Source organism: Devosia sp. CAU 1758 (assembly GCF_054482695.1).
Map to the genome: position 1 here is coordinate 335,510 of NZ_JBTLRJ010000004.1, position 12,807 is coordinate 348,316.

The following is a 12,807-nucleotide window of genomic DNA, read 5'->3' on the forward strand; positions in this document are numbered from 1 at the left end:
CCTATAGCATGGCCGCCAGCGCTGCCGTGGGGACAAAGCCGAGGATCACCCCATCCTTGGCGATCTGGCTCCATCCCTCGCCCTCGGACACGACCCGCACCAGCGTGCCGGGGGCGACCGCCCCCAGCGCCGCCGTCTCATCGGCAGGTTCGCCGCGCAGATTGGTATCGGCGATGACCACATGGCTCGGCGTGCGGTTCACCGGCGCCTGTGTCTCGCTCAGCACGGCCATGGTCTGCACCACGGGGAAGCTGGACCCGACGATGGACATCTGTGGCACCTGCCGCAGACGGAAGGCGTCAAAGGAGATTTGCGGCACCAGGCGGTCGATCGATCCCGCGATCTCGGTGACCTCGATGCTGCCATCGCCATTGCTGTCGCCATCCTCCAGGGACTTGAGAAGCGCATAGGTGAACACACCATGGCCATTGTAACCCTCGATGGCGGGCGCATTGTCGGTCGAGGCGGACAGGATGGTGCGGCCCATGGCCCGGGTCAGCCGCGCCAGCGCCGCGACTTCCTCGAGCCCGCGCGATGCCGCGGCATTTGTCAGGCTGCCACTTTCGCAGGTATCGTAAAGCAGCATCGATTTCCGGGCCGGGATCAGCGCCAGCCATTCCTGGAACTGGTCCTGATCGATGCCACCGGCGGCAATCGAGCTCTCATCGGTGTAGCGGAAATCCTGCGGCAGGAAATAATAGCGTCCGTCCTGGGTCTTGCCGTGCCCGGCCATGAACAGGACAAAGACGTCGCGCGGGCGCACCTTGCTCGAGAGATCGGCAAATACATCGCCCAGATTGCTGGCCGTGACGGCCTCGTCGAGCACCGTGGTGACTTCGACGCTCTGGTAGAGTTTCTCGCCGGCGACGCGGAAGGCCTCGCCGACGGCCCTGGCGTCTGAAGTCGCGAAGTTGAGCTTGAGACGGCTGTCGTAATAATTGTCCACGCCGACGGCCAGGACATGCAGCCTGGGCGGCGTCATCGACGAGGCGCCGTTCCATTGGACCATGACCGAGGCGGGCTCGGAAGCAATCAGCCCGCTTTGATTATAGGCCAGGACTTCGATGATATTGTCGCCCGGATCGAGCGAAAGCGTCTGGCTGGCGGCGACAGCCTGTACCATCGTCAGGTCCGCTTCGGGGGAGAGCCGGTCAAACCCTCGCTCCTCGATCCCCAGAGTGATGCCGTTCACGCGCCACTCGATCTTGCCGATGCCGCCGCCGCGATCGGTGATGGAGGCATTGACCGTGATGCTGTCGGCATCCACCTCCGTGCCGTCGGCCAGACCGGCTATCGCGACATTGGGCGCGAGGCCGCTCTCGATGACCGCCTCGATATCCAGTTGCGCGGCTGCGGCGACCACCACTCCCTGCGGGTCGCCAACGAGTTTGGCTGCGACCAGGTCGGGGCGGTAGAGCGCGTCATAGACGGACTCGATCGGGGAGACATTCTCGCGGCCGCTGCGGATCAGCAATTGCTTGTCGCCGATGCCGGATGACACGAAGAAGCCCTCCGACGTATAGGACACCCAGTCCTCTGGGCCGAAAAGCTGGGTGCGCAGGAGTTCGGCGGCCTTGCGTTCCATCAGGTCCGGGCGAAGGAAGACAATGTCACCCGCATTCCCGACACTGACGAAGCGACCATCGGGCAGGGCCACGGTGCCGGCCACCTCGCCCGAATGACGCGTCAATAGGAAGTGACCGCTCTCATCGGTGTTTATCCCAGAAACGGTACTGCCGTCATTATAGGTGAAGGTTTCCTCGGCCAGGGACGTCACATAGCCCGAATTTCCGGATCGAAGAATTCGGCCTGGCTGGGCCGAAAGGTCGCGCAACCGGCCATTCTCGTAGACCCATATCTTGCCGATGCCCCAGATGGCGTTCCCACCGATGAGGTAGCGCTCCGATCCCTCGCCCATGGGAGTAATGAAATTGGACTGGAGTGTGTAGTGCTGTCCCTCGGCGCGCAGTTCGAAGGGCGATGTCAGCAGCCGCTGCCCCGACTGGACCGAAATGACATCGATGCGCTCGTATGAACCGATCAGCAGGTTCTTGCCGCCGTCGACATAGTTCATGGGCATGCCAAACGCCTTGTCGAATTCCCTCTCTATTGTCCTCTCCACCGACCAGTCGGTGGTCGACAGAAGGGTTATGCCGGTGGCGCGCGCCACGGCCAGCTGGTTGCCGTCAGGGGATAGCGCCAGCCCTGCAAACATGGCCTCGTAGGTCGCGTCTTCAAGCACGGTCTCCACCGCGCCAGTGCTGAGCGTCACAACGATGATCTTGCCGCTGTCGGAGAACAGGACGCGGTCATTACCCGGAAGATAGAGGACCTTGCGGGACGACGCGCAGCCGAAACAAGCGCTGCTGTAGACCGGTACACCCAATGGGATGTGGTCGACCTCGCCATTGCTGCTATCGACGAGAAACAGCACCAGTTCCAATGAACCGGATGCCGGGACGGCACCCATGATCGCGAGCTGTCCGCCATCGGGACGGGCGCCCATGGCCATGGTCTGGACCCCCCGGCGGACATCGCGACTGATAATGCCCTGCTCACCGGAAAGATCGACGGATCGGACGCCGCCCGCATCGGCAATGAGCAGTCGGTTCTCCTGTTGGTCGACTGTCGCATAGCCGTCAAAAGGCGCTGGCAACGGGGTTGCGACGATTTCGTCGCTGCCGATGGTCCATTCCAGGACTTCGGTGCTGCCCGCCTCCGCTTGCCCGCCGAACAGCACGACGCTTTGTCCATTGTCCGCGAAATCGAGGAAATAGCTGCCATAGACGGCTCGACCGTTGGAGTAATGGGTGCCAAGCGGGAATGTGGGGCTTTGCGCGATCAGGGCATCGTCGGCGATGTTGCGAACTTCGATGCGGGCCGTGCCGTCATCATGGACGAACAGCAGCGCCAGATGAGAGGATGACAGTGCACCGATCCATGAATGGTCATAGGTCCGCACGGACCGGCCACGCGCCAGATCCCAAAGCTGCACGCCCGCCGATGCGGTCAACGCATACTGTCCATCCTCGGAGATGCTGATGTCGAACACCTCCTCCTCGCCGGCAATCTTGCCGATTGTTCTTTCCAGATAGGGCGGTGAGAGGGATAGGGTATACAACGTGCTGCCGTAGTTGGTGGCGAACACGACCTGCCCGCTTTGCTCGTGCACGGCGCCGGCTGAGATGAGGTCGCCTGACGTAAATCTCAGCATCTCCATCAAATTTGAAGTTCGCAGATCCTGAAGGGCGATGCTCCCGCCCGCGAGGGATACGACTGCAGCATTTCTGCTTTCGAGGGCGCCAAGCACCCTGAGGCAGAAGGACGAGTTGACGACGCCAAGAGGCTCGAGCGTATCGAGCCGGAACAGATGGGCGCCGCTGCACTTGCCCGCTGCCAGCAGGTTTTCGGAACGGAGCGGCTGTATGAACTCCATGTCCGTAAAGCTGGTCGGAGCGAGAGCCACGGGCGCCTGCTGGGGAAGTTGATTCTCGGCGACGAGAGCGACAATGCTGGCCCTGAGGGCATCGAGCAGGGCCTCTCCCTCAACATCGTGGGCAATCCCTTCCTTTACACGGAAAGAATCGAGTGCAGCCCGCGTCTTTGGCCCCATAGCGCCGTCAGCATCTCCAGGTTCATGTCCGAGAAATGAGAGCATGCTCTGCATTCGCAGCGTCGCCGGGTCGGCCTGAGCCGGTAGGGTCGCAGCGGTGAAAATTCCTGCCAGCAGTCCCATTATCACCAGCATGCTTCGCAACCGGCGCCACTGGAACAGCGATAGCGAGGGGCGAAAGCCACTTGAATGCTCGAAGTCCGGGTTCATGTCGTCCCTCATGTGAAAGGCTCGCCGCATCTTTTCGTCTTCTCTGGCCAGCAGGCGCTATTTGGACGTCTGCCGTGCGCTGCGGATCAGTTGCAACAGGTTCAGCGACGCCGCCGGATTGGAGCGCCAGAGCTGGCCCAATGCGGGATTGTCATTGAACGTCTTCAGGTCCGTCACAGACGGCACAGGACGGACGCCGGTTTCACGGGGCGTCGCCCCATTTGGCACCAGGCTCCGCAGCACGGTCCGCAACAGCCAAGGATGGTCCTGGGCGATGGCGGCGAGCGCCGGGTTCTCGGCGACTGTCAGGTCGTCAGCCCGACTCAGCGGCGGGGGTGCGGCGGGAATGCCGGTCAGGTCGGCCAGAGCAGGCGGTGCCCAGGCGAGGGCCAGGACGATTGCGACCAGCCAGAAGCGATCAGGACAAAGGGCAAACATCGTGACGCGCCTCTCCAAGAACCTTCTCCAATGTCGTTTCCAGCACGCCGGTACTGCGGATTAGCATGGCCCCATAGGGAGAACGCTGTCGTTTCACGAAACCCGCTGCCTCAGCGGCGACCAGCAGTTTGCGACAGGTCTCGGGCGACATGACCGCCACGAGGAGACGGGCCAGGTCGGACTGGTCCATGGCGCCACTCAGTGAAAAATTGCTGTGCAGCTTGGCCAATTGGTCATCGGCGAATAGAGCCGCCTGCAGCCGCTCCGGCGTCAAGCCATATTCGCGCATCCGGGCCGCATCCTGCCCGATGCTGGCCAGATGCTGGTTGTGCAATTGCGCCAGCCTTTCCAGCCCCTCGGCAGAGATCACTTCATTGGCCTTGAGCGAGAACAGGAATTCGGCAAGCTGGTAGAGCGGCTCCTGGCGCAGGAGGTGAAGTGTTGAGGTGTCCCTGGTCTCGGCAAGTGCAATAACCGATCTGTAAAAATTCGCCTTCATTCTATGAACGGCTTCCATGAAATCCAGATTGCGTACAGTATCGGCATCCACAGTGACAAAATCCTGCCTGGTCAATAGCGACGATCCAAGCACCGCGGACCGCGCCAGACAAGCAGCAAGTGTTCGGAAGGGCTCCAATTCGATGGGAGGGCTGCGCGGAACTAGTATTGGAAGTGTAGCGCAATCGGCGGCTATGTTTCCGCAGCGCCCGATATTGGGCTTGTTGAATGGGGACATAATATGAAGCGCCTTACCTTCGCGACCCTCGTGGCCGCAGTGATTGCCGCCACTCTCCCGGCAGAGGCCCAGGATGTCGTCCGGGACCTCACCCTGGCCCAGCAGGCACTGGCGGGGACCTCGGTGCCGCAGGTGGGAAGCCTGACGGTGACCGCCTGGGTCGACCATGAAGACAATAGCTATGCCGAGGGCGAGACCATCAGCCTCTCGGTCATGACCAACAAGCGCGCCTATCTGACAATCATTGCGGTCGGGCCATCGGGCGGCGCCGTGCAGCTCTTCCCCAATGCCTTTCAACCGGCCGATGCCATCGAGCCCGGTAAGGTCTTCGTCATTCCCGGCGACAATGCTCCTGCGCAGATCACCGCCCAGGGACCGACCGGAACCGAACTGGTTCGGGTCATCGCCTCCTCCGAGCCGCTGGAGTTCATCTCGCCCGAAAGCCTGACCGGCGCCGGGGCCTATCGGACCATCGAGGGCGGCGCGGAAGCAATTACGCGCGACCTGGCCCTCGCCGCCATTCCCGACGCGGTCGAAGTGGCCTCTTATGACAAGGTGATCTACACCGTCGGCGAGGCCGATAGCGCCGAGGCGCCACAAGTCTCCGAAATGGCCATTGCCACCACCGGGGTTCCACGGGGACCCATGCTGGTCACCGATGCGAGCAGCTACGCCGCGGGAGACGTGGTCTCCATGGCGGTTACGGCGCTGGACGCCTGCCACCTCTGGGTCGTCGCCGTTTCCGAGGACGACAGCGTCAACGTGCTGTTCCCGACATCGGACGGTATGGACAATGAGCTCGATGCACAGGAAACCATCGTGGTCTCGGGTGAAGGTGCGCCTGTCCAGGTGATTGCGGCCGGGCCCGCCGGCAAGGATGTTGTCTATGTCCTCTGCGGCTCCGACGATACGCCACCTTGGGAGGCCGGCATTGACCTCACCGGCGGCTTTGCGGCCCTTTCGCCCGCCGAACCACTCGGCCGCGCGCTGATCGCCGCATCCGCGCCCGAAGAGACGGCCATTCCGGAAGGCTATGGCTGGACCTTCAAAATATTGACCATTCATCAGTGATCGGGCCTGGAGGCTTTGGTGTCTAACGTGAACCCCATATTCGCGCGCGCTGTGCCGGTGCTGCTTGCTCTTGCCCTCACCTGCATGCCGCTTCCCGCCGGCGTCGCCTTCGCTGCCTCCAGTCCATCGTGCGACGCCGAAGTCCGGCGGCTTGCGACCTCCGATGCAGGTGCCGAGGCAGCGGCCCGGACCTATGCCGCGCTCGCGGCGCCCGATCAGGGCTGTGGCGACGCGGCGCTGTTCTGCGCCGGGCAGATCGTCAGCCTGCGTTTCCTGGAGCAGGCCTATGCCAGCGCCGACCAGGGCACCGGCGCACGCGAACTGAGACAGAGCCTCGAGACAGCTCAGGAATTTGGTGCCCCCTGGCAGGTCCTGGTCGGGATTGCCGATCTGTCCATGGCCATCGCGCTGCAAAGTAAGGAACCGCTCGAATACCAGCGCGCGGCCCGGAACTATCAGGATGCCATCAATGTCATCGGCGAGGCGCCGGTCTGCGAGGCCTATGGCCAGCCGCCCTATCCCGGCCCCGATGAGACAAGCTCGATCCACAGCCGCATGACCGAAGCCCTCATGCTGGCGCCGCAGCTTGAAGTCGTGCGGACCCGCGCCGGCACATGCGGAGGGATATTCCTCAGTTCTATCCGCGGCTTCACGCCCAGTTTCCGCCCATTGCCCATCAATTTCGAATTCGGCAGCGCGGAATTCACCGCGACCGGGCAACAAGCCGCCGAGGTCCTGCTCGAATGTGTCCTCGCGGACAATTACGAGCGCATCTCGCTGAGCGGACATACCGACCCCATCGGCTCCGACCCCTATAACCTGGCCCTGTCACAGCAAAGGCTGGACGCGGTGGCAGGCGTGCTGCGCGCGGGAGGATATGAGGGCGAGCTGGAGCTCTTGCCCCGCGGAGAGTCCGAACCATTCGAGCCCGATGACCCCACCGCCTATAGCGAGGACGAACTGCACCGGATGGACCGTCGTGTGGTTCTGTTGGAGAGCCAGTGAGGATCATGGCCCGGCCCTCCGTCATTCTCGCACTCGTGGTGAGCCTCGCCATGGTCCAGCCCGGCCTGGCGGCGATAAAGGCGCTGGTGGTGGGGATCGATGACTATGCCCACAAACAGGCGCTGCGCGGTTCGGTCAACGATGCCCGAGACCTCATCACCGTGCTTAGCACTACGCCGGACGCCGAAATTACGGCTCTCACCAATGGCGAGGCGACGCGCGCCGCGTTTGAGCAGGCCTGGGCGGATGTCATGACTGGCGCCGTGGCGGGCGACACCATCCTGCTGTCATTCTCCGGGCACGGCATTCGCGTTCCGCAGAGGCAGGGCGCGCCCGCAACGCCCGACGGCTTTGAAAAGGGCTTCCTGCTTCATGGTTATCACGAGCAGTCGGCCAGTGATGAAATCCTGAGGGACGAGCATCTCTATGATCTGTTCGAGAGCGCCGACCGAAAGGGCGTGGAGGTGGTGTTCGTGGCTGATGCCTGCCATGCCGGCGCCGCCGTGCGCGGCACCGATCCACGGGCGCCCGAGCTCCCCTTCAAGTTCCAGCGCTTCGAAATCGAGCCGGTGGTCGCCACTGCTCCACCCTCTGCACCCCTAGCAGCGCGACCGCCGATCCAGGGGCTCACGGTGTTCTCGGCAACGGTCGAGCAGATGGCCGTTCATGAGGTGCTGGTGGACGGACAATATCGCGGCGCCCTGACCTATGCGATAGCCCGTGGCCTGGAGGGCGCGGCCCAGGACGAGACCGGAGCCGTCACCGCGGCGTCCCTGCGTCGCTATGTGGCCCCGCTGGTGCGTTTGCTGTCGCAAAACCGGCAGGTGCCCCAGGCCACCATCCCGGAGCCGCAGCGCGTCATCCTCTCGGTCGATGCCGCCCAGACCCCAACAGAGGCTCCGGCGGTGCTGAGCCTGGCGGTCATCGGCGCGCCGGGGGATTGGCCCGATGGCGTCACCGCAGCCGAGGCCGGCGCGCCGGCTGACCTGATCTGGGACCCGCAGGCCGGCCAGCTCCTGGGACAGAGCGGCGACGTGCTCGCATCGGACATGCAGGCGGATCAATTGCAGGATGCCGTCAACGCGGCGCGGGTCATCGCCTGGCTGCGCCAGTCGATGATGCGGCAGCCCAGCGCGGTGGAGGCCTGGATTACCCCTTCCGACCAATTCCTGCTCGAGGGTCAGCAGATTCGGTTCGAGGCCGATCTGGAGGGGCGCGAATACGTCACCGTGGTCAATCTCAACGCGAGGGGCATGGTGCAGTTCGTCTGGCCGCTGGCCGCCCTTGGGGATCCTGTCAAATGGTCCGCCCAGCGCCCCTTTACCCTCAACGCTCCGGTGACGGAGCCCTTCGGGGCGGACAATCTCATCACTATCACCAGCCATGGGCCTCTGGCTGGCCTCCACGCGCGGCTGGCCGAGCTTCATTCCGTCTCCGACCCCATGGCGCTCTACGAAGCGATCCGCCACGCCGGAACCGGTTCCGATATCCGGATCGGCATCAACTCGGTCTTTACCTGCAAGTCTCTGAGGAGCAACGGTCAATGCGATTCCATGCAGCCTTCGCACTAGTCGCAATAGTCGCCCTGCTAGCGCTCGGCGCTGCGGACCCCGTACTGGCTCGAGACCGGGCCTTGATCGTGGGCGTGGCCAACTACCTCAACGACGAGATCGGCGATCTGACCGCCCCCGACAACGATATCGTGGCCATGCGTTCGCTGGCGATCGATGTCTTCGGCTACGAGGCAGCGGACGTTATGGTGATCAGCAATGAAGAGGCCACGCGCGCCGGGATTTTGGACGCGTTCGAAAGTTGGCTTGTCGAGGGGACCGCCGAGGGTGACCGCGCCTTGTTCTATTTTTCGGGCCACGGCTCGCAGGTGGCCGTGCCCGAGGCCAGTGGCGGCATGCGCTTGACATCGACGCTGGTGCCGTTCGACGCCAGCTTTGATGTCCTGCCTGTGGCCGAGGAGCCCGGAGGTCACGTCCTGGGCGCGCAGATCGGCGAACTGATCGACCGCCTCTCGGGGCGGGATGTCACGATCATCGCCGATTCCTGCTATTCCGGCTCAGTGACTCGGGGGGCGAACCTGGACGCGGACATTGCAGGAAACGATGCCCGTTTCCGTACCATCACGCCCACGACACCGATCAATATTGCCCCTGGCGACTACGGCCCCGATCTCATGGAGCGGGCTAAGACGACCATACGCCTGATCGATCCCGTGCGGCGGGACGGTTCGGCCAGAGAGGGTGTTGCGGTTTGGCAGGCCGCGACTTTGGCGCAGCTCGCCTGGGAGAGCGTCGCAGAAGACGGCAAGCAAAGGGGCATTTTTACGGAAGCCTTTGTACGAGGCCTGCGCGATCTCGACGCGGACCGTTCCGGTTCGGGCCGGATTACCGCTAGCGCCTTGCTGGCCCATGTGCGTGAGAAAGCCGGTGCATTCTGCAGCAGTCTCGGCTCTGCATGCGCCGCAGGCTTTACCCCTGAACTTTTGGCACCCCACAGCTACAGGGCCCGGGTGTTGGCGCCGCGTGACGTTGCAACGGTGCCCTTCCCGCCAGCAGAAGTGCCAACAATGACAGCGTCCGCGGTGTCGGATTCTCCTGCCCTTGTCGATCTCGCCGAAGGCCTGTTCGAGCATGAGAACGACTTCGCGGTCACGGCGGAAATTCTTCCATCCACCACTGTCCCGCTGGGCGCTGCGGTACAGTTTCGGATCACGTCGGAGCGTGGCGGGCAGCTTGTGGTTCTCGATACCGGCCCGGATGGGGTATTCCGTCGCATCTATCCCAATGCCTATTCAGCGGCCGCAGGTCAGCGGCTCGCCATAGTCGCCGGAGCACCGCTCACCATTCCGGATCGCAATTATCCCTTCGAATTCATCGCGACCGATGCGGGAGCGGGCACCCTGCTGGTGCTGGTTGTTGAAGAAGATGTCGATATCGGCCCCTTGCTGGAAAGCGCAGATTTCGCCGCGCCTGACCGGCTGGACCGGGCCTTGCTGGCCGTGGCTGCGGATCTGCAGGCACCCGTTCTCAGCCCCGATCCGGATATACCGAACAGGGCCCGGACCTGGGCCTATGTCAGCGTCCCCTATTCCGTGGAGTGACGAGCCCCGGACCAAGTTGGGAGGCTGAACGGGAGGGCTCCCAAGGGCCTGCGCAGTCCTCCCCTTGATTCAGGTCAGCAGATAAATTTGCATTGAGCGGCCTGCGCCGTCGATAGGCCGGCTAAGTCGCATCAGGGCTCGACACGGCAAGCGCCAGCCATTGAGTGACCAGCGCCTGTTTGGTCCCACCATCAACCTCGACAGCAACGTTTAAGGCCAACAAGAGCCTGCCCTCTGCCTCCTCCTCCTCCGCAAAGCGCAAATCGACTTCGGAGGAGTTGGTTGGCCCTTACGGGCGCCAGGAGACCTACGCGGTTCAGCCCCGTCATTGAAATCATTGCGGATATCTCGATGGCCTGCAAAGCCCTCGGAGGACCTCCCCTGTTCACCAGCTCCAGTCGGCGGTGCAGCCGGTTCATCAATTTTGGGGAACTCGTCCAGAGACGAACCATTGTCGCCTTAGGACGACAGTCGATGTGATCACATTTTTCGAGGAGGTACCGATGAGCACCGAATTCACGAGCACCACCGGTAGCAATACTGGTTCCGGTTCATCCGGCCCACAAAGCCAGACTGACAAGGATCTCAATAGCCTGAGCGCAAAATCCAAGGAAGATTTCGACGCGGTAACGAAAAAGGCCAGCGAAGATATTCAGGAACTTGGTCATCAGGCCAAGGGCAAGCTGGACGAGGCTTCAGCCAATGCCAAGTCATTCGCAGACAATCAGAAAAACCTCGCTGCAGATCAGCTTACCGGCATCGCTTCGGCGATCAGCAAGGTGGCAGACGAATTGGATGGCAACGAACAGCAGACCGTGGCTCGCTATGCCCGTGAACTGGCCCAGGGCCTCTCCAATGTCGGCACGCAAATCCACCAGCGCGATGCCGATGACCTCATGGGCGCTGCGGAAGAATTTGGTCGCAAACAGCCGCTGGCATTCCTGGGTGCTGCAGCCCTGACGGGCTTCATGGCAAGCCGTTTCGCTTTGGCCTCGGCGCATCGCCGCAGCGACAAGGGCAATTCTGCATCTCAGGCAAAAAGCAGCGTCCAACCGTCATCAAATGGCGGCGCGACAGGGTCAGGCAATTACTCGGGAGAACTGTGATGAGTGCGACAAACGATAGTCGGCCGCTAGCCGACCTCCTGAATGGTCTGGTCTCGGATATGTCGGGCCTTTTCCAGAAGGAAGTACAGCTGGCAAAGACCGAAGCATCCGAGAAATTTTCGCAGGCCCTGGCCGCTTTGGCAGCGATCGCCGTTGGCGGTGTTCTCCTTCTCGGCGCACTAGGCGTGCTGCTCAGTGCTGTTGTGCAACTGCTCGCTGCCTGGATGGTGGGGATGGAAATGGATCCCACATTAGCCAGCGCCCTGGCCGCCCTTATCGTCACCGTTGTAGTGGGCGCCATCGGTTGGGTTTCCATCAACCGGGGCATGGATGCGCTCAGGGCAAGCAATTTGAATTTGAATCGCACCACGGCCTCGCTGGGCCGGGATGCTGAAGCCGTGAAAGAGACGCTGTGATGTCTTACGAAACCGAGCACAAGAGTTCCGCCGACCTGCAGCGCGAGATTGACGCGCAGCGCAGCCGCGTTGAGGATACGATCGACCAGATCCAGGATAAGCTCTCCCCCGGACAGTTGGTTGACGAACTGCTGAACTATACCAAGGGTGGCGGAGAAATTGTCTCGAACCTGCAACGCCAAGTCACATCCAATCCGCTTCCCGTGGCGCTTCTCGGCGTGAGCCTCGCCTGGTTGATGGCGAAGCCAGCCAATGGCGCGGCATCAAATCACGACACGGACAAGGCGTGGGATCGCAGGATCAATCGCAATCGCGGCTATGAGAATTCCGATCTGGATGAAGAAGAGTACGGCGATTACCCGGTTACGATTATCACGGGGACCAGTATGCGGCACGCCGGGCATAGCACCGACGAGCACGGTCGCAGCTTCGCCAATTTCACCGATGACGCGGGAAAGAAATTTCGCGCCCTGAGCGACGAGAACGGCAAGCGCGCCGGGCACTTCATCGACGAGGCTGGCAACCGCTTCAAGGGTTTTACCAATGCCGCGGGCGAACGCATCGAACATTTCCGCGATGACGCGGGCAATAAAATGGATGAGGCCAGCGGCTGGGCGTCCCACACCTGGCAGAAGACGCGAGACAAGCTCCAGGAAGTGAGTGATGGCGCCCGCGCAAAAGCTGATGCTGGTCGTAACAGCGCGGCCCGGACCGCAAGCGCCATGCAGGATCAGGTTGGCAATCTCAACCAGATGATCCTCGCCCAGTTTCGCGACCAACCGCTGGTCGGGGGAGGCCTTGCCTTCGCACTTGGCGCAGCACTCGGGTCCAGTCTCCCACATACTGCTCAGGAAGACGCGTTGGTTGGCAAGCAGTCCGATACCTTGAAGCGTAAAGCGGCGGACGAAGCCGCCCACCTTTACGATGAAGGCAAGGAAAAAGCCGGCGAAGTCTACGCTGACGCTTCCGAACGGGCTGGGACAGCGTACGAAAAAGCAAAGTCGAGCCTTTCGGACGCCGTGGACAAGGCCCCGACAGGCGGCAAAGACGACAGTGCCAGTCACGCGTAAATAGCGCCGGGGAGGCCCAAATGTCCTCCC

Annotated in this window: 10 protein-coding genes; 7 read left to right on the plus strand and 3 right to left on the minus strand. The window is 62.5% G+C overall.

What is annotated here, in order from left to right:
- Window position 1 precedes the first annotated feature (1 nt).
- The 3 genes from ACXYMS_RS15115 to ACXYMS_RS15125 are packed head-to-tail and all read right to left on the minus strand — an operon-like array spanning window position 2 to window position 4,835.
- The gene (locus ACXYMS_RS15115) at window positions 2–3,823 is read right to left on the minus strand and encodes a caspase family protein (protein WP_458907604.1); all 3,822 of its coding nucleotides are present in this window, start codon (window positions 3,821–3,823) and stop codon (window positions 2–4) included.
- Window positions 3,824–3,880: 57 nt separating this feature from the next.
- A complete protein-coding gene (locus tag ACXYMS_RS15120; RefSeq protein WP_458907606.1) occupies window positions 3,881–4,261 on the minus strand; it encodes a hypothetical protein in 381 nt (126 codons plus the stop codon).
- Window positions 4,242–4,835: a hypothetical protein gene (locus tag ACXYMS_RS15125; protein ID WP_458907608.1), complete on the minus strand. Its 594-nt coding sequence runs from the start codon at window positions 4,833–4,835 to the stop codon at window positions 4,242–4,244. Before ACXYMS_RS15125 ends, ACXYMS_RS15120 begins: the two co-directional genes overlap by 20 nt.
- Before the next feature lie 165 nt (window positions 4,836–5,000).
- Between ACXYMS_RS15125 and ACXYMS_RS15130 the strand changes: the two genes are divergently transcribed.
- The 7 genes from ACXYMS_RS15130 (at window position 5,001) to ACXYMS_RS15160 (ending at window position 12,777) form a co-directional block, all read left to right on the plus strand.
- Window positions 5,001–6,068 (plus strand): DUF4384 domain-containing protein, encoded by a 1,068-nt coding sequence (locus ACXYMS_RS15130; RefSeq protein WP_458907610.1) that lies wholly within the window; start codon window positions 5,001–5,003, stop codon window positions 6,066–6,068.
- 27 nt (window positions 6,069–6,095) lie between these two features.
- Entirely contained in the window at window positions 6,096–7,073 is a 978-nt protein-coding gene (locus ACXYMS_RS15135; protein WP_458907612.1) for an OmpA family protein, read from the plus strand.
- A 5-nt stretch (window positions 7,074–7,078) separates the two neighbouring features.
- Window positions 7,079–8,644 carry a caspase family protein gene (locus ACXYMS_RS15140; protein WP_458907614.1) on the plus strand — a complete coding sequence of 522 codons (1,566 nt, stop codon included), beginning with the start codon at window positions 7,079–7,081 and terminating at the stop codon, window positions 8,642–8,644.
- Window positions 8,617–10,185, plus strand: a complete 1,569-nt coding sequence (locus tag ACXYMS_RS15145) for a caspase family protein (protein ID WP_458907616.1) — start codon at window positions 8,617–8,619, stop codon at window positions 10,183–10,185. The genes ACXYMS_RS15140 and ACXYMS_RS15145 overlap by 28 nt, the downstream gene beginning before the upstream one ends.
- Window positions 10,186–10,589: 404 nt before the next feature.
- Window positions 10,590–11,291 carry a hypothetical protein gene (locus ACXYMS_RS15150; RefSeq protein WP_458907618.1) on the plus strand — a complete coding sequence of 234 codons (702 nt, stop codon included), beginning with the start codon at window positions 10,590–10,592 and terminating at the stop codon, window positions 11,289–11,291.
- The gene (locus tag ACXYMS_RS15155) at window positions 11,291–11,707 is read left to right on the plus strand and encodes a phage holin family protein (protein WP_458907620.1); all 417 of its coding nucleotides are present in this window, start codon (window positions 11,291–11,293) and stop codon (window positions 11,705–11,707) included. The genes ACXYMS_RS15150 and ACXYMS_RS15155 overlap by 1 nt, the downstream gene beginning before the upstream one ends.
- Window positions 11,707–12,777, plus strand: a complete 1,071-nt coding sequence (locus ACXYMS_RS15160; protein ID WP_458907622.1) for a DUF3618 domain-containing protein — start codon at window positions 11,707–11,709, stop codon at window positions 12,775–12,777. Before ACXYMS_RS15155 ends, ACXYMS_RS15160 begins: the two co-directional genes overlap by 1 nt.
- Window positions 12,778–12,807: the final 30 nt, after the last annotated feature.